Genomic DNA, 17,886 nt, shown 5'->3' with positions numbered 1-17,886 from the left:
ATAGTGTGTTAAAGGAACAAAAAGTGTGCAAGTCTATAAGCCGGGTTCTGTACTTTTCAGGGAAAAGTGCCTGTCATTTATCTAGGACATTCCTCACGAAATGCCTCCATCGGTCTACCCACTTCGGTTATTTACCGGAGTAAAACGGACGAGCAGCCCTTCACCCGAAGTCTATTTGACCTTTCAACCCATGAGGTTTACCTTGCCTGCGCAGTCACCTGCACAGCGGTGGGCACTTACTCCACCTTTTCACCCTTACCGGAGGAGTTTCCTTCTCTGGCGGTATCTTTTCTGTGGCACTGGCTGTGACTTGGGCCTCTCGCCCCAAGCCCCTTCCCGTTAGGAAGCATGGCGCTCTTTGTTGCCCGGACTTTCCTCCCTCTTTCAAAAAAGACGGCGACAGGCCGACTTGCACGTTACAAAATAAGCGTTTTTTTTCGATTAAATTGCGCTTTTGTTTTTTAGATAGCGCCTTTGTTTTTTGGCGGTACGCCAAAGATCCTTTTGAAGGGTCGCCATTCATGTTTCTTGTAGGCCCATCCTTCCTGAAGAGAATGGATTTTCTGTAAAATCATATCGAAAAGAATAAAAACCTCTTTTTTGCCTTACAGCGTTGTAGAGGCAGTATTTAATATGCTAAAAGGGAAAAAAAATGATACCGAAACCTTTCTGTTATTTGGATTAAGTTTAAACAAGCTTTACATTTGTGGCGTTATTTGAATTAAATCTAAGTAAAGCGAGATGCAAGTGTTCATAAGTAAGCCGATTTGGCGTGTAGGCGTACTCTGTTTTTTCTTTTTGATTGGGAGTATTCGTCAAGTTTCGGCCACGATGCCGAATGATAGGAATGAGAAAGAAGAAGTTCTTCGTGGGGTGGTATTGGGGACAAGTGGCGAGCCCGTTCCTTTTGCTAATGTGCAGGTAGTGGGGACCATTAAAGGTGCGGTGGCTGATGCTGAAGGTAGATTTGTCCTCTCAGACTTAGCGAATGGCCGCTATCAGATGAAGTTTTCAGCCGTCGGTTATCGTTCTGTTACCCGTGAGGTAGAAATTCTGAATGGAGAAATTCAGGAGCTGGAGATTATCTTTAGTGAGATGGGAGTGAATATGCCTGAAATCACCATCATCAGCAGTAAAGATCGGCTGTTTTCGAAAACACCAGGCTCCGTAAATTATATCGATCGTAAGGAATTAGATAAAATTAATCCAATAAGTATTGCTGAGGCGCTGCGTCGTACACCTGGCGTGAATGTGGTGGAAGATGAATTGACAGGCATGCGTCTGAGCATGGGTATCCGGGGCTTGGATCCGAATATGAGCCGTTCGGTTTTGATATTAGAAGATGGTGTGCCCGTGGCTTTAAATCCATATGGGGAGCCCGAGATGTATTATACTCCACCGGTAGATCGGATGGAAGGAATGGAAATTCTGAAAGGCTCTGGCCAGATTCTTTATGGGCCTCGTACGGTAGGGGGTGTGGTGAATTTTATTACAGCGAATCCACCAGAGTCTGCACAGGGGCGTGTGAATATCCAGGGCGGTCAGGGTGGCTTTTTCTCTGGTTTATTGAATTATGGAAACACAGTGGGAAATACGGGCTATCATATAAGCCTTTTGCGCCGCAGCGCAGATAATCTCGGGCCTACCAGCTTCGGGCTGACTGACCTGAATGCCAAGTTCCTTTTTGATTTAAATGAGCGCTCTGAGCTGGGTATGAAAATAGGTGTATACGATGAAACTTCGAATGCCACCTACATCGGTATGAATCAGTTGATGTTCGAGCGCGGAGAAAATGATTTCGACCACTTGGCACCCGATGACCGCTTGGATGTGCGTCGTTATAGTTTGAGTGTATCGCACAAGTATAAGCTAAGCGATCGTGCACGTCTGCGTACCATCGCGTATGGATATACGACGGAGCGTAACTGGAGCCGCCAGGATTTTGCTGTCAATGCGACGAATACGGCTCCGGATGACTGGACGGGTGTGTTCTGGGGTGATTTAGATGTGCCAGGGGGTGCCATTTTTATGCGGGACGGAACTGGAAACAGAGATCGTTCTTACGAAGTGGCGGGTGTAGAGCCACGCTTGGAGTTAGAACACGACCTGTTTCAGGTTAAAAACGAATTGATTACCGGGGTGCGTCTGCATTATGAGCGCGGGTTTATTCGTCGCGTGAACGGAACGCAAGCGGGTGTTCGCAGCGGAGAGTTGGTGGAAGATGAGATACGTACGGGTCATGCTTTCAGTGCTTATTTTCAAAACACCACGAATGTGACGAATAAATTAGATGTAAACGTGGGGCTGCGTTATGAAAACTATGTGGCAGAGCGTGATATTCTTCGTAGACCTTTCGCAGGTGTGGTTCGCGATACTGTGTTAGTAGCGACTAATGTTGTTTCGGAGTTTATTCCAGGCGCGGGTTTTAACTTCCGCCCTGTTTCCCAGGTGAATATCTTTGGTGGTGTGCATCGTGGTTTTGCACCCCCGCGGGTGCAAGACGCCATTACAGGAGACGGTGAACCTTTAGAGCTGGATGCTGAGTCTTCTGTAAACATTGAATTAGGGGTGCGCACGCAGCTGTTTCCATGGTTATTCGTGGAGTTAGCGGGTTTCCGAATGGACTTTAGTAATCAAATCATACCCGTAGCGCAGTCTTTAGGTGGTTCGGGCTTCGGGGTGGTGAATGCAGGACGCACGATCCATGAGGGGGTAGAGGCGATGGTGAATTTCGAGATTTCCAGACTACTCAAGTGGGAAAAAGTAAATCTCTTTTACGACGCGAATATCACGTACGTGAATTCAGTTTTCGGTGAGGATCGCATTATCAATGACGTGAATGTAAAGGGTTTCCGCACGCCTTATGCGCCAGAATGGCTGGTGAATACTGCCCTGACGCTGGAAACGGAAATGGGGTTAGGTGGTCGTCTGACCTTGAATCATGTAAGCGAGCAGTTCACAGATCAGTTGAATACGATTGAGCCGCGTTTTGATGGTAGAATTGGTCTGATGCCAGCGTTCACTACCGTGGATGCGACCTTGCTCTACGATGTAAAAAAATGGAATTCCCGCTTTAACCTCACCATTAAAAACTTGACGAATGAGCGTTTTATCGCTTCGAGAAGACCGGAAGGCATCCGGATGGGCTTACCGCGTTTCATTACTGCTGGTTATGAGTTCCGTTTCTAAGCGAGCGCACTGCTGTTAAAATAGACGCTCCAAGAGGGATCGCTTGTTATTATTTTCGGGTAGAAGTCTTAAGGGGTTCTGGATACATGGATATCTGGAGCCCTTTTTTTATTTAATGGAAAGGGGTAGGGGCTGTAAGCCTACCTCTTTTTATTTTCAGCTCCTGCTTATCGCTTAAGTGTAAGTGGTTTACTGAGTCGGAGGAAAGCGATCAGGTTTAGCAAAAAATCTATAAAATTTATAGGCTGTCTTATTTGGATTAAGTTTAAATAGGTTTACATTTGTGCAATTATTGATACTAAATCTAAATAAAGGCGACAAGATGTTAAAAGGTCTACTTAAGGCTTAGTGGTTCCACTCGTGGCGGCCAGCTTTTTAAATTTGGAGGCATCTGCTTACCCAGTTTTACTCACCAAGACAGAAAATGAAAAAGAAGAGGTGGTTCGTGGCACTATTCGTGCTAAGGATGGGGCACCTGTTCCCTTCGCTAACATTCAAGTGATCGGCACGATTAAGGGCGCTGTCGCTGATATCGACGGGGCTTTTTCTTTAGCGAACTTACAGAATGGTACCTACACGATAAAGGTATCTGCTGTCGGTTACCGTTCTCTTACCAGGGAAGTAACCATTATCAATGGTCAGATTCAGGAGCTAGAGGTTATTTTCGAAGAGATGGGCGTAAACATGCCCGAGTTTACGATCATATCGGCTAAGGATCGACTTTTTTCTAAAACTCCCGGTTCTGTAAATTATATCGATAAGCGCGAGTTAAATTTCGTAAATCCAATCAGCATAGCGGAGGCTTTACGAAGAACGCCAGGGGTAAACGTAGTGGAAGACGAGCTTACCGGTATGCGTCTGAGTATGGGTATCCGAGGGCTGGATCCTAATATGAGCCGTTCTATCTTGATTTTAGAAGACGGTGTTCCTGTGGCTTTGAATCCTTATGGGGAGCCGGAGATGTATTACACGCCGCCCGTGGATCGTATGGAAGGCATGGAAATTTTAAAAGGTTCTGGCCAGATTTTATATGGACCTAGAACCATCGGGGGTGTGGTTAATTTTATTACAGCGAATCCGCCCGAGTCAGCCCAGGGCCGTGTTAACATTCAGGGTGGACAAGGGGGATTTTTTTCCGGTTTGTTTAATTACGGCAACACGGTAGGCAATACTGGTTATCATGTGAGCTTGTTGCGCAGGAGCGCTGAAAACCTTGGGCCAACTACATTTGGTTTGGTGGATTTAAATGCCAAGTTCCTTTTTGATTTAGGTGAGCGTTCGGAGTTGGGTATGAAAGTCGGCTTTTACGATGAGTCTTCAAATGCCACGTATATCGGTATGAATCAGTTGATGTTTGAGCGCGGTGAAAATGATTTTGACGCATTAGCGCCAGATGATTTATTAGAAGTTCGTAGGCTGAGCATGAGCTTATCTCATACCTACCGATTAAGCGACAGGGCGAGATTACGTACGATAGCGTATGGGTATACGACGACCCGGAACTGGAGTCGACAAGATTTTACGATAAATGCGACGAATACTGCACCCTCTAACTGGACGGGGGTGTTTTGGGGAGACTTAGACGTCCCGGGAGGAGCCATTTTTATGCGTGATGGCACTGGGAATAGAGATAGATCCTATGAGGTGGCAGGGATAGAGCCGCGTTTAGAACTGGATCACGATCTATTCGGTGTCAAAAATGAATTGATTACCGGCGTTCGGTTTCATTCTGAGCGTGCCTTCGTGCAGCGTGTCAATGGAACCCGTGCTGGAGTTCGCAGCGGTGTACTGAGAGAAGACGAGATTCGTACCGGGCATGCTGTAAGTGCTTATTTTCAAAATACCACCGAAATCACCTCTAAATTCGATGTGAATGTGGGCTTACGTTTCGAAAACTATGTGGCAGAAAGAGATATTTTAAGAAGACCTTTCGCAGGTGTGGTGCGGGATACTGTGCTTATGGCCACAAATGTCATTCAGGAATTTATTCCTGGCGCTGGATTTAACTATCGACCTGTAAATCATATCAATATTTTCGGTGGTGTGCACAGAGGGTTCGGACCTCCACGGCTTCAAGACGCCATTACAGGGGAGGGAGAGGCGCTCGATTTAGATGCGGAATCTTCTGTTAATATCGAATTAGGAGTTCGCACTCAGGTTTTCCCTTGGCTATTCGTGGAGTTAGCTGGTTTCCGTATGGACTTTAGTAACCAGATTATTCCCGTGGCGCAGTCCTTAGGAGGGGCAGGTTTCGGTGTCGTGAACGCGGGCCGTACGCTGCATGAGGGAGTAGAAGCCATGGTGAACCTCGAAGTATCAAGATTACTTAATTGGGAGAAAGTAAATCTCTTTTATGATGCCAATATCACGTATGTAAACTCTGTCTTCGGTGCAGATCGTATCATCAATGACGTCAATGTGAAGGGCTTCCGTACGCCTTATGCGCCGGAGTGGCTGATTAATACAGCGCTGACCCTAGAAACAGAAATGGGATTTGGTGGACGCCTTACCCTAAATCATGTAGGTGAGCAGTTTACAGACCAGTTGAATTCCATAGATCCCAGTTTCGATGGCAGAACAGGCTTGATGCCTTCCTTTACGACAATCGACGCCACCCTTATTTATGAGGTAAAAAAGTGGAATTCTCGGTTCAACTTAACGATTAAAAACATAACAAATGAGCGTTTCATCGCCTCAAGAAGACCGGAGGGGATTCGTATGGGGCTCCCGCGCTTTATAACTGCTGGCTACGAGTTTCGTTTTTAATGTGTAGGGCTGAACAATCCGCCTTTTAACCTGGTGCAGTACATGGCGCACAAACGAAGCCGAAGGGGATACCAATATAGCCCCCCCCTTCGGTTTTTTTTATGAAAAAATGAAGAAGAATTAATAGTTGTAAAACAGTGCCCTACCCAAGCATCTGCTAATTTTACGGCTCTTATTCCCTCTTATTCTGCTATTAATTCTCCTCTTTTTATTATCTTATTTGGTATGTCTATTATGGGTAGTCAGGTGTTTTTTGAAAAAATATTAGCATGCTAAAAAACCTTTTGCACTCTCTTTCAGTTTAATAGGCATAAGGCTTTTAAAGCTTTTCTTCATAGTGCTGGGTTGAACTGTCTCCATTGGAGGCAGTTCTTTTTTTTTGCCTTTTCGGAAATGAAGCAGCGTTTATTTGGAGTTTTTTTCTATGTCCGCATAAAAGTCCAATCTCCGGCCATGCTGCGTATATGCATATATAAATTAAATAGTTACATATGTATAATTCCATTCGCTATAGTCTTTTCTTCTTTCTTTTTCTTATTGTTTGCGCTTGTTACCAAACAGAAGAAGAAACCCCTGTTTTAGAAGAACCTGAAGAAGTACAATTAATGGGCACGCTCACGCTCGGAAACGTTGGCGCACGTGCCTACCTATTTACGGCCATAGAAGGGGATGGCATCACGGCCGAGTTAGAGGAAGAAAATGCCGACCTCACTCTCGTCATAGGTGGCCGCTACACGGTCATTAATGGCGCTGGGCCCCACATCCATTTCGTCTGTTAGGCCGCCAGAACGGTGAAATTTTACTTTCTGAAGATGAGGCTACGGAGGGCGTTTCGAGTCTGATCCAGACGTGGATTTCCAAGTGGAAGACTTCGTGCTCCAGTTTACGCTCACACCAGCACTAGCAGCGGAACTGATGCCTTATGTGTGTGGTCGCCACCCATCGATGACAGGAAATGTGATCGCGGTGGAGGCAGAATAAACGATTTCGTACGATTTTCCGGTAAGCGGCCCCTTGAGCATTTGGATGGTAGGTGTTTAGGATTTCAAGGGGTTTGCTTACCTTTGTGCATATTAAAGTGAGCAGGGATGATCGTAATCGGGAAAACAGTCCTTTCGGACGATATTAAAGAGCAATTTTTTGTCTGTAATTTAGAGAAGTGTAAAGGTGCCTGCTGCGTCGAAGGGGATGCGGGTGCACCCTTAGAGGAGCGGGAGACCAAGTTATTAGAGCAGCTTTACCCGAAAATAAAACCTTTTATTACCGAAGAGGGGCAGCGTGTTATCGAGGCGCAGGGTACTTGGGTGTACGATATGGATGGCGAGAAGGGGACCCCTACCATCGGAGATAACCGTGAATGTGCTTACGCGCTCTATGACGAACGTGGAATTTTAAAATGTGGCATCGAGCAGGCCTATCTGGCGGGCGCCATTCCCTTTAAAAAACCGATTTCCTGTCACTTATATCCGATTCGTATCGATAAATATGCGGATTTTGAGGCTTTAAATTACGATCGATGGGATATCTGTGCCCCTGCTTGCGAGCTAGGAAGCTCCCTCGGCGTGCCTGTTTACAAATTTTTAAAGGATCCACTTATTCGTAAGTATGGCGAGGCATGGTATGCCGAGCTGGTACGTCTTGTCGAGCAGGAAGATAAGACCTTGGAGGCCTAAGCAGAAGTTTTTAGTGTCTAGAGGTAAAGTAGCGCAGGCGTAGCTTTTGGGCGTCCGCCCAAAGAAAAGGGATTAAACTTCCATAGCCGACCCAGCGGCAAACATGTTCCACCCATTCGGGGTAGCTTCCATAGTGGATGTAGGATAAGAAAGCGATGGCGGTCCAGGGGATGGCTGCACGCATGCCGCTTAAAAGGGCTAGGGGAAGCAGGGGGATCAGGTACCAAGGGTGCAGGGTCGTCTGCGCGATCAGGTACACGCAAAGTGCCATGTACAGATAAGCGCTTAGTGTTTGGATGCCGGGGATGCCGCTTCGCCAGGCGTGTACATACAGCAGGGCTAATGCGATTAAAACTGCTCCGTTCAAGAGTATGCCGAGGGTTTGGATGGGATTATAGCCTAAAATCACCTGTCCGATGTCTCGTAGATACCCGTAGAGAAAGGGGAAAAATTCAAAATTGCTTTGGTACAGGCTGAGGCTACTGCGGAAGCTTCCCAGGCACCAGGTAGCCAGAAGGGTATGCTCAAGCCCAGAGCAATAAAGGTACTGAGTAGCAGTTGTAGCGGCCATTTTTTCGCTTTAAACAGCAAAGGCAAGTAGATTAGAGGGAGTAATTTTAGCCCTACCGCCGCCCAGCAGGCGAGGATGCTGACCTGAAAGTGGCCTTTGGCGTACGCCAAAAGAAGGAGAAGCAGGCAGCTTACGATGTAGATTTCCGCATGTAGATTTCCGACACCTTCTACGATCACGAGGGGGTTTAGCGCGTACAGCAGAGCCTGTCGTGGCTGTGCCAGTAGGTATAAGAGTAGGCGTATGCTTAGCACTTCCGCCAGTAGCAGCAGCACCTTATGGAAAAGCAGTTGGGTGTGCAGCTGAGGGCCCAGCCAGGCGCCAAGGGCGAAAAGACTCTGCTGGAGTGGCGGATACACGGAGTGGTACTGTGGGCTGTTCATCTCCTGAAGCAGTTGGGCGGCGCCATGACGCTGTGCGGCAGGAAGTAGTACGACTGCTTCTTCGGGAAGGTGGCTGTAGGGATTTATGCCCTGCTGCACGAGAAGGCCATCAAAAAAGAAGCGATAAAAATCATCACTCAGCTCTGGCCAGGTGAACAGGTAGCTAAAGCGGACCAGGAGACCTACGAAAAGTAGTGCTTTCAGGTGGTTTTTTTCTTCTGCTTGGCGATAGAGAAGTAGCGAGCAGCCGAAGGTGAGTGCGAAGGTGAGCAGTAGCGGCAGGCTGGCTTCTCGGTTCCAGAAGAACCCCAAGAGGACCATGCCTAGCGCATAGACCAGCCCCAGCGCGATGAGAAGGAGCGGGCGGATTTGAGGTTTGGTTTGTAACATCTGCGGAGGATCGGTCTGGGGTCACAAGCCTTAGCGAAGCTTCAGCTCTTGGCGTAAGAAGCTGTCTTCGAGTCGGTTATTTTTCCAGTAGGCCTGCTTTTTTATGGCCTTTCGGGTCGCTTTCGTCCGGATGATTCCGCCGCCCTTTTCGCTTTGGGACTCCTCCCAGCCGAGAATTTCATGTGGGAACGCGCTGAGGAAGTCGATTTTAAGCGTTCTTCCTGTATCGCCATAGGTCACCTCAAGCTGTCGCCGCGACTCCGATATATCTTGAATCCGGATAAAGGCTTCATGTGCTTCGATCGGAACGTGGCGCAGGCGATTTTCCAGCACGGAAGGGAATAGCTTGACGCTGCCCGTGGGGATGGCCTCCGGCTGGATGCGGAGCAGGGTCCAAAGCTCATCTTCTGCAAGCCCATTTACGGAGCCACTCTGATCTCCTTCCGATTCGAAGTAGGAATACATGCGCCAGCTGTAGCCATCGTCGCTGTTATGGTTGAGCTGTGTAAAACTTTGGCCGCACCATTCTTGGACACTGGCGGTAATTTTCGGGCTGGCACGCTGTACTTTAGTGGGCGTGAAGATGCTGACCATGGTATTGTATTTATATACTCCTGTCTCGAATTCGCGTATGCTGTTTAATTTCAGGACATTTAGCACGTCCTTGCCCCTAGGGTCATCGAGTTTCACCTGTTTTTTCTTGGAGAAATCTTCGGTCACATAGATCAGAACGGCCTCCCCTGGATGTACTTCCCCATAGCGGGCCTGCTCTAGGGTGAAGGAGGTGATTTCTGCTTCTCCTTTAAACCAGTAGCCGCCCCATGTAGTAAAGTCGATGCCTTCACGTGCGATATCTGACTTGCAGGCCACTAGACTCAGACCTATCGTGAGGAGGAAAAAGAAGGGGAGTAGCTTGTGCATCATTCAGGTAGGGTTAAGGTCCGTAAGAAAGGAAATTTTTCTAGTGGGTTAAGCAGGTCTCGGCCTTCGAGCTGCTGCACCCAACTTATGCCGGTCACATTACTGGTCCACACATAGGGAGCACGTTCGAGTATTTCAGGTAAAAACAAGCCCTCTATAAACGTTAAACCTGCCTGTTGGGTGGCTTGTTTAATTCTTTCTCTCCCGATTCCAGCGATGCATCCGCTGCTTAAGGCAGGTGTGAAAATCTGCTCTCCATCACTCCAAAATACGTTAGAAGCCGCACATTCACAAATTTCTCCTCGGCTATTTCGTAGCAGCAGTTCGTCCAGCCCTCTACGTTTTTTTTCCCGAGCGGCCCACACGTAGACGAGTGCACTTCCTGTTTTTACTGCTGACCAGGGGGTAAGGGGTACGCTAAGTTCCTCACTCCATGCGGCTTTCGCTTTTCGTGTGGGCGCCTCGCGCCAAGGGTTCAGGCTGATCCATTCCAGCAGGGGGGCTTCCGTGGAGAGGTAGAGTCCCTGTCCGCTTTTACATACGTCATAGCGTACACGGGCACGCTTACAGTGCGCTGGAAGGTACTGCCGGATGCAGCTTTCCATGTCACTGAAGGAGGAAAGTGTCTTTTCCGGCCAGTCAAAAATTTGGCAGGCTTTTTTTCTTCTTTCCCCATGTAAAGCTTGAAATAAGAGGCGGTCTTCTGCCCAGCACATGGTCTCGAAACTGTTTTCTCCGAAAAAGAAGCCCCTGTTGGGTGGCAGTGCCTCAGCGAGCTGCCAAGATCCCTCGACACGGAGGAGGTAGATTGTCTCGAAATCGTACACTTTATCGTTCATCAGCGAACAGGTTTGCACTAGCGTTTGGTTTTCTTCCTTAAAAGAAGTGAAAATTTTACGCTTAAAATAGTTTTTCCTGCTTTTAAATGCTTCTCCCCTTTTTCACGTACGCTTTCTTTCTATATTAGCATTGTTTTTGGCCAGCAGAACTAGATTTATGAGCAAAAGTGGCATTTTCGATATGATCGGTCCCGTTATGATCGGGCCTTCCTCTTCCCATACGGCGGGTGTCGTGCGCATAGGGCGTGCTGCTGTACGTGTGTTAGGGGGTATTCCGGAGCATGCGGAGATTACCTTTTATAATTCTTTTGCCCGCACCTATGAGGGACACGGCAGCGACCGCGCGATTATCGGCGGGCTATTAGACTTTAAGACAGACGATGCGCGGATCAAGCAGTCTCTGGATTTAGCCAAGGAAAAAGGACTCGTCTATACCTTTAAGTCGGTGGGAAATGCTTCTACCTATCACCCGAATACGGTACGGCTGCTGCTGCGCAAAGGGGACAGGCAGGTGGAGGTCATCGGCGAAAGTTTAGGGGGTGGCTTGATTAATATTTCACGTGTAGATGGGTTTCATGCCAACTTTTCCGCTGCAGCGCATACCTTAATTATTAAGGCTGAGGATACGCATGGAGCCATCGCTTTTATCGCTTCGGTACTGGCACAGGAAAAGGCAAATATCGCGACCATGTCTGTTTCTCGAAAGGGAAAGCATGACCGTGCCTGTCACGTAATCGAGCTGGACTCCGGTATTCCTGATATTACTGTGATGTACCTTAAAAGTATACAGTGGGTGCAGGAGCTTATTTATATCCCCGATATCGATATGTAGGGAAGCTGCAGCGATAGACAAAGGGAATCTTGGTCAGTTGAATTTTATTTTCATTTGAAAATTGAACCACTTAATAAAGCATATGATGAAAACCATACGACGTTTATGAAAAAGTATATTTACGGATTAGTGGCCCTCTGTTTTTTTATGGGGCAAGTGGAAGCGCAGCAGATGCGGGTGGATCGATTGGATTTACGCACCTGTATCGAAGTCGCCTTAGAAAACAATCTAAACTTAAAGCGAACCGAAGTTAGTCTGGCCCAGGAGGAGATTAACCTCTTACAAACCCAAGGCCAGCGTTTGCCCTCGCTTTCCGCAGGTGCGAGTACAGGCTTTCGCTGGGGTCGTTCGATTAACCCGGTTACCAACCTTTTCGAAACGGATCGTATCGGTAACGTGAACCTGACTGCGAATTCCGGTATGCCTGTTTTTCAGGGCGGTCAAATTCATTATTCTGCGCAGCAGGCCAAAACCAACATTCGTGTCGGACAGTATAATGTGGAGGCCACGAGGAATAATATTTCTTTAAATGTTATTAATCTGTTCGTGAACATATTATTCGCTCAGGAGCAGCGTAATATCGCGGAGAATCAGCTTAGCATCACGGAGGAGCAGTTAGGTGTAACGAGAAAGCTGGTAGAGGCCGGATCTCTTCCTCTCGCCAGTCAGCTGGATCTGGAAGCACAGTTGGCCACGAATGAGCTGGACGTGATAAACACGCGTAATAATCTGCGAATCGCACGATTACAACTGGCGCAAGCGATGCAAATTCCTTTTTCTGAGGATTTTAACATTTTTGCTCCGAAGTTAGAGGCAGAAAACTTCACATTAACTCAAAACTCCGTCGAGGAGATTTTTTATATCGCCATGGAGACCTTGCCTGAGATGCGAGCGGCTGAATTAGGGATAGAGAGTGCAGAATATGGAATTAAAATAGCGAGAGGGGCCTTTTTACCTTCCCTATCGCTTGGGGTAAATATCTTTACCAACTATGTAGACCGGATATTTTTAGGAGAGCGTGATCCTTTCGGCACACAGTTAGAAAACAATCTTTCTCAGTCCGCGAATGTCAACTTAAGTATTCCGATTTTCTCAAACTTTCGAAATAAGGCTGGCTTACAGCGAGCACGCCTTCAGAAACGTCTGAGTGAGATTCAGGAGGTAGAGACGCGAAACCAGATTTTACAGGATATAGAGTCTGCCTATACGAACGCTTTTGCGGCACGCCAGTCCTATAATGCGTCCGTTCGTCGCGTAGCGAGTTTGGAAGAAGCTTTTAGAATTGCGCAGCAGCGCTTTGATTCGGGGGCTATTAACTCTGCGGACTATCAGATCGCTCAGAATAATTTATTTAATGCGCAGGCGGATCTGTCTAATGCAAAGTTTGATTTTATTTTCAAGGTGAAGGTCTTAGATTTTTACCTCGGTAATCCATTAGAGTTTTAGAACCATAACCCAGCAAAATTCAATTAAGCATATCATGGCAAAGAAAAAATCGAGCAAGTTACTACCTATTTTAGGTGGACTTTTAGTTCTTATTGTCCTTTTTATACTTATCGGTAAGTCGATGGGTTGGATCGGAGGCGAGCGCGAGGTAATAGTGGAAGTAAAAGAAGCAAAATTGGCTACTATTACGGAAAAAGTGAGCGCTTCAGGTGTTATTCAGCCGGAGATAGAGGTGAAACTTAGTCCAGATGTGGCAGGCGAGATCATCGAGCTGAATGTGCTAGAGGGAGATAGTGTGAAGGTAAATGATCTTTTAGTAAAGATTCGTCCCGATAACTTTATTTCTGCACTGGACAGGAGCCGTGCGCAGTTAAATCAAAATAAGGCTAATTTAGCCCAGTCTGAGGCGAATTTAAAGCGTGCAGAAGCCCAGTTTGTTCGTGCCGAGCTAGAGTTTAAGCGAAATGAAAAGCTGTTTAAGGACGGCGTCATTTCCGAAGCGGATTTCGAGCAGATTAATGCTAATTTCCTTACTGCCCAGAATGACTTGTATGCGGCAGAGCAAAGTGTTTTAGCCGCGCAGTATGTGATTAAAAGTGCGGAGGCGACTGTAGCGGAGGCTGCTGAAAACTTACGCTTGACGAATGTATATAGTCCTGTAAATGGGGTAGTGAGTAAGCTATTAGTGGAAAAAGGCGAACGTGTGGTAGGTACGCAGCAGATGGCGGGTACAGAGATGCTTCGCTTAGCTGATCTCTCCCGGATGGAAGTGCGCGTAAATGTAAATGAGAACGATATCGTCCGTATAAACTTCGGTGATACGACCTTAATCGAGGTGGATTCTTATAGTGCGAATGGACAGCGTTTTAAGGGGATTGTTACCTCGATCGCGAATTCCTCTAATGAAAAAGCCAGTATGGATGCGGTAACGGAATTCGAGGTACGTATTCGTATCTTAAATGAGAGCTACATGCACCTGGTGAGTGAGCGTAACCGTTTTCCATTCCGTCCTGGGATGACGGCCAGTGTGGATATTATCACACAGAAAAAGGAGAAGGCTTTATCGGTTCCTTTGGCAGCGGTGACCACGCGTGAGGCGCAGCTCGATACACTTCCGGATGGCTCCACCCGTGCCAAGACGCTGGTCTTTAAGTACAGTGAAGGCAAAGCGGTTTTAGTACCTGTAAAAACAGGCATTGCTGATTTTGATAACATTGAAATCTTAGAAGGTGTGGCTGAGGGCGATAAAATCATCTCAGGGCCATACATCTCCGTTTCGAAGACCCTTCGTGATGGCGAAAGTGTTCGCCTGATGGAAGGCAGACCCTAAGGAAGGATAAGAATTACTCAGGTTTTGCCCTACGGGCAAAGAAATAAAAAAGCCACTGTCTCGAAAGCAGTGGCTTTTTTTATACGATTTCTTCCTTGGTTATCATGGATTTTCTTTTCGACTTCCTTTCCAACAGTCCCTCTGAAGTCATTCAGAGCAGCTTTTTTAGCGACTGAGCAGCTGAAGAAGTGCGCTGTAGACCAGGTGCACGGGCAGGCCCATCACGGTGTAAAAAGAGCCATGGATGGCTTTTACGCCGATATGCCCGATCCATTCTTGGATGCCATAGGCACCTGCTTTATCGTAGGGACGGGCCGTTTCGATGTAATAAGCGATGGCCTCGGCACTTAGTGGGAGCATGTCTACTTTTACCTCGTCAGCCTGCGTGTAGAGCTGCCCTTCGAAAAGCAAGCTAAACCCTGTGCAGACGGTGTGCGTTTTTCCCGAAAGCAGGTGTAGCATTTCGGAGGCTTCGGAGGCTTCGGCGGGTTTATTTAGGATGTTGTTTTCGGCGATGACGACTGTATCCGCTGTTAGGATAATTTCCTTTGCAGCCACGGTGTCTCGAAAAGCTTGCGCTTTTTTTTCGGCCAGATAGGGGGCTACCTGAAGGGCGGGGAGTGTGTCTGGAAAATCTTCCTCTGTTTTAAGCGTGCGCACGGTGAAGGGAAGGTGCAGTCCTGCGAGCAGCTCTTTCCGTCTCGGGGATCCTGATCCTAAAGTCAGGGAGTAGCCATGGAGTTTTTTTTGTAAAGCTTCTGTCACGGTGTTTCTGGTTCTAAGGAGGCAAAAAGAAGGCCCGAAACGGTTTTCGGGAAGAAGAAGGTGCTTTTTTGCGGCAGGGTATAGCCGCTATGGCAGACATCCAGCACCTCCTGCATGCTGATTTCTTTCGTGATAAAGGCTACTTCAGGGCCTTTGGCAGCCGCCTCATAGCAGCGGTTTAAATTACGCTCATAGCGCAGATGAGTTGAGGTCCGCTGTTCTTCCATCGGCATCCCTAGCGCCTTTTCGAAAGCAAAGTAATGGAGGATGCTGAGATCCAGTTTTTTTACTTTCTCGGGCCATATAGGGTGGGCGTATTCCCAAAGGCCTTCTTTTAACCGGATTTTATAGGCGTTCTGTGCCGTCACAAGGCCAAAAGCATAAGGCCGTTGCAAGATCAGTTCCTCCATCTCCGTTTTGTCGTACAGTTGGCGGATATGGAAATAGGGGCTGAGTTTTTCCAGCAGCATTTCCTCGGGTAGGAAGTTGGTCCACAGCCTATGCGTGGGCAGAATGCGCAGATCTGGGGTATGTGCATTCGTTAAGTACATGAGGTGATACGAAGCCGCGGCTTTTTCTTCTGGGCTGGCCTTAGGGTCGGCGGCACGCTCTTTTTTATAGGCGATGGCGCTCTCTAGGCGATGATGGCCATCTGCGAGGATAATTTTTTTCGAGCGCATAAACCGGCAGATTTTAGCGACTTTTTCCGGGTCTCGAATGACGCCCAGTACTTCGCGCACGCCTGATAGTCTTCTACATCGATCAGTGGGCTTTCCATGGCCTCGCTCACATAGCCATCCAGGATGCCTTCTGGATCCTCATACAGGCCATGTGTAGGGCTGGCTTGTAATTTCGTCGCGCGCAGTAGGCGCAGCCGATCTTCCACAGCATGCGTGATCGTGTTTTCATGACGTAGGATTTGGCCTTCTTCCCAGTCATAGGCTTTTATGTGAGCGATAATGCCCTTTCTACAGGACTCTTTCCGCTGTCCGGGCAGGGTGAAGTACTGGTAGTAGACGTAAATGCCGGGTGCTTCATCCTGCACGATAATCTCTTCTGCCTTCCACCGTGCCAAGGTAAGTGCGGCGTCCTGTTCGGGATGTTCGCCCCTGGGAACGGATAGATGGATGCTGTTATTTGGGTTTCTGTAGAGTGCCTCTCTTTGTCTCGGAGAGACTACATCAAAAAGAGGAGACAAAAGCTCCTCTATAGATGCATGAAGGCTTGGATGGTATCTCCAAGCCTTTATGGGAATGATTTCTGCCATAGATTAACGTAAACGGCTCTTCCAGTTGGATCTCACACGTGAGGTACCGTTTTGGGTGGTGTTAAAGTTACGAATAGCTTGTTTTTTCTCTTCTACCACATGAACTGCCAGCGCCGCCAAAAGTTTTTGTTCGTCCGCTGTCCAGTCTGGGTCTAACTTGTCAGGAGTAAAATATTTTTCGATAAACTTGGTGTCAAACTTCCCGCTGCGGAAGACCTCATGCTTAAGCACAAACTTACAAAAAGTTAGCGTAGTTTCGATGCCGCTGATGCTGTAGTCGTTAATCGCTTGAATCATTTTTTCGATCGCCTTCTCGCGCGTTTCGTCATGCACGATTAGCTTAGAAATCATCGGATCGTAATAGATCGGTATCTCCATGCCCTCTTCGAAGCCATCATCCACCCGAATCCCTGGACCGAAAGGACGTCTATAGGTCGTCAGCGTCCCGATGTCCGGAAGGAAGTTATTACGTGGATCCTCAGCATAGACGCGCACCTCGAAGGAGTGTCCATTTATCTTTAAATCGTCCTGCGTAAAGGGGAGGGGATGGCCTTCGGCAATGTGTATTTGCTCTTTCACCAGGTCCTTACCGGAGATCATTTCTGTCACAGGATGCTCTACCTGCAAGCGGGTGTTCATTTCCAGGAAGTAGAAATTCAAGTCTTCATCGACGATAAATTCCACTGTTCCTGCACCGTAGTAGTTACAGGCTTTGGCTACTTTCACGGCGGCTTCCCCCATGGCTTTACGCATTTCTGGGGAAACTACCGGTGAAGGTGCTTCTTCGATTACCTTCTGGTGTCTACGCTGCACCGAGCATTCTCTTTCGAAAAGGTACACGATATTCCCATGGGTGTCTCCGAGCACTTGGATTTCGATGTGTTTCGGAGAGGTAATAAATTTTTCGATAAAGACTGCTCCATCTCCGAAGGCTGACTGCGCCTCTGAGATGGCGCGCTGCATCTGCTCCTCGAATTCTTCTTCTGCTTCCACGATGCGCATGCCTTTACCGCCACCACCGGCGCTGGCTTTAACTAAAATCGGATAGCCGATTTCTTTGGCGAGGGCTTTAGCAGCTGGGATATCTGTGATCGCATGGTCTGTACCGGGTACCATAGGGATATCGTACTTGCTAACCGCATTTTTAGCAGCCAGCTTAGACCCCATCACTTCGATGGCCTCTGGGCTGGGTCCTACGAATATGAGGCCTGCATCGGTAACATTTTTAGCGAATGTGGCGTTTTCTGATAAAAATCCGTAACCCGGGTGAATCGCATCCACGCCCAGTTCTTTACATACTTCGATAATCTTGTCTCCGAGTAGGTAAGATTGTGAAGAGGGAGGGGGGCCTAAGCACACCGCTTCGTCCGCGAATTTAACATGAGGCGCATGACGATCGGCCTCTGAATAGACTGCCACTGTTTTAATGCCCATTTCTTTGGCAGTCCGCATAATACGCAGACTTATCTCTCCGCGATTAGCGACAAGAAGCTTATTTATCTTTCCCATTAAGT

At 47.7% G+C, this 17,886-nt stretch carries 16 protein-coding genes and 1 other RNA gene; 8 read left to right on the top strand and 9 right to left on the bottom strand.

Features of this window, described 5'->3' with window-relative positions; all coding sequences use genetic code 11:
- Positions 1-20: 20 nt before the first annotated feature.
- Positions 21-416: RNase P RNA component class A (gene rnpB / locus A3SI_RS17345), an RNA gene on the bottom strand.
- 325 nt (positions 417-741) lie between these two features.
- Here rnpB and A3SI_RS08440 point away from each other — a divergent pair.
- From A3SI_RS08440 to A3SI_RS08425, 5 genes are all read left to right on the top strand, one after another.
- A complete protein-coding gene (locus A3SI_RS08440; protein WP_009055095.1) occupies positions 742-3,189 on the top strand; it encodes a TonB-dependent receptor in 2,448 nt (815 codons plus the stop codon).
- A gap of 348 nt (positions 3,190-3,537) precedes the next feature.
- Complete coding sequence (locus tag A3SI_RS08435; protein ID WP_009055094.1) at positions 3,538-5,955, top strand: TonB-dependent receptor; 2,418 nt, start codon at positions 3,538-3,540, stop codon at positions 5,953-5,955.
- A 491-nt stretch (positions 5,956-6,446) separates the two neighbouring features.
- The gene (locus A3SI_RS18885) at positions 6,447-6,734 is read left to right on the top strand and encodes a hypothetical protein (RefSeq protein WP_009055093.1); all 288 of its coding nucleotides are present in this window, start codon (positions 6,447-6,449) and stop codon (positions 6,732-6,734) included.
- 70 nt (positions 6,735-6,804) lie between these two features.
- Positions 6,805-6,936 carry a hypothetical protein gene (locus A3SI_RS21580; protein WP_262491766.1) on the top strand — a complete coding sequence of 44 codons (132 nt, stop codon included), beginning with the start codon at positions 6,805-6,807 and terminating at the stop codon, positions 6,934-6,936.
- Positions 6,937-7,043: 107 nt separating this feature from the next.
- The gene (locus A3SI_RS08425) at positions 7,044-7,628 is read left to right on the top strand and encodes a DUF3109 family protein (RefSeq protein WP_009055091.1); all 585 of its coding nucleotides are present in this window, start codon (positions 7,044-7,046) and stop codon (positions 7,626-7,628) included.
- 10 nt (positions 7,629-7,638) lie between these two features.
- On the opposite strand, the gene A3SI_RS08420 is transcribed toward A3SI_RS08425, so the two are convergent.
- From A3SI_RS08420 to A3SI_RS08405, 4 genes are read right to left on the bottom strand one after another with little or no spacing between them, the layout of a single operon-like run.
- Positions 7,639-8,037, bottom strand: a complete 399-nt coding sequence (locus tag A3SI_RS08420) for a hypothetical protein (RefSeq protein ID WP_009055089.1) — start codon at positions 8,035-8,037, stop codon at positions 7,639-7,641.
- Positions 8,034-8,972, bottom strand: coding sequence for a hypothetical protein (locus tag A3SI_RS19320; RefSeq protein WP_009055087.1), 939 nt, complete (start codon positions 8,970-8,972; stop codon positions 8,034-8,036). Before A3SI_RS19320 ends, A3SI_RS08420 begins: the two co-directional genes overlap by 4 nt.
- Before the next feature lie 30 nt (positions 8,973-9,002).
- Positions 9,003-9,896 (bottom strand): hypothetical protein, encoded by an 894-nt coding sequence (locus tag A3SI_RS08410; RefSeq protein WP_009055085.1) that lies wholly within the window; start codon positions 9,894-9,896, stop codon positions 9,003-9,005.
- Positions 9,893-10,732, bottom strand: a complete 840-nt coding sequence (locus tag A3SI_RS08405; RefSeq protein ID WP_156810230.1) for an aminotransferase class IV — start codon at positions 10,730-10,732, stop codon at positions 9,893-9,895. Before A3SI_RS08405 ends, A3SI_RS08410 begins: the two co-directional genes overlap by 4 nt.
- A 157-nt stretch (positions 10,733-10,889) precedes the next feature.
- On the opposite strand from A3SI_RS08405, the gene sdaAB reads away from it, so the two are divergent.
- The 3 genes from sdaAB to A3SI_RS08390 all read left to right on the top strand — a co-directional run bounded on the left by sdaAB (position 10,890) and on the right by A3SI_RS08390 (position 14,340).
- Entirely contained in the window at positions 10,890-11,564 is a 675-nt protein-coding gene (sdaAB, locus tag A3SI_RS08400) for an L-serine ammonia-lyase, iron-sulfur-dependent subunit beta (protein ID WP_009055081.1), read from the top strand.
- Between the two features lie 105 nt (positions 11,565-11,669).
- Positions 11,670-13,010, top strand: a complete 1,341-nt coding sequence (locus tag A3SI_RS08395; RefSeq protein WP_009055080.1) for a TolC family protein — start codon at positions 11,670-11,672, stop codon at positions 13,008-13,010.
- Positions 13,011-13,044: 34 nt separating this feature from the next.
- Complete coding sequence (locus tag A3SI_RS08390) at positions 13,045-14,340, top strand: efflux RND transporter periplasmic adaptor subunit (protein WP_009055078.1); 1,296 nt, start codon at positions 13,045-13,047, stop codon at positions 14,338-14,340.
- A 165-nt stretch (positions 14,341-14,505) separates the two neighbouring features.
- Here the strand turns inward: A3SI_RS08390 and A3SI_RS08385 are convergent, their stop codons facing one another.
- The 4 genes from A3SI_RS08385 to accC are packed head-to-tail and all read right to left on the bottom strand — an operon-like array spanning position 14,506 to position 17,881.
- Entirely contained in the window at positions 14,506-15,105 is a 600-nt protein-coding gene (locus tag A3SI_RS08385) for a Maf family nucleotide pyrophosphatase (protein WP_009055076.1), read from the bottom strand.
- Positions 15,102-15,845: a DUF1015 family protein gene (locus A3SI_RS22585; protein ID WP_316929143.1), complete on the bottom strand. Its 744-nt coding sequence runs from the start codon at positions 15,843-15,845 to the stop codon at positions 15,102-15,104. Before A3SI_RS22585 ends, A3SI_RS08385 begins: the two co-directional genes overlap by 4 nt.
- Entirely contained in the window at positions 15,740-16,372 is a 633-nt protein-coding gene (locus tag A3SI_RS22580) for a DUF1015 domain-containing protein (protein WP_316929142.1), read from the bottom strand. The genes A3SI_RS22585 and A3SI_RS22580 overlap by 106 nt, the downstream gene beginning before the upstream one ends.
- Before the next feature lie 3 nt (positions 16,373-16,375).
- Entirely contained in the window at positions 16,376-17,881 is a 1,506-nt protein-coding gene (gene accC / locus A3SI_RS08375) for an acetyl-CoA carboxylase biotin carboxylase subunit (protein WP_009055070.1), read from the bottom strand.
- Positions 17,882-17,886: the final 5 nt, after the last annotated feature.

The organism is Nitritalea halalkaliphila LW7 (assembly GCF_000265075.1).
Classification (GTDB): Bacteria; Bacteroidota; Bacteroidia; order Cytophagales; family Cyclobacteriaceae; genus Nitritalea; species Nitritalea halalkaliphila.
Note: the sequence above shows the minus strand (reverse complement) of the source record. Positions and strands in the feature narration are given on the sequence as shown.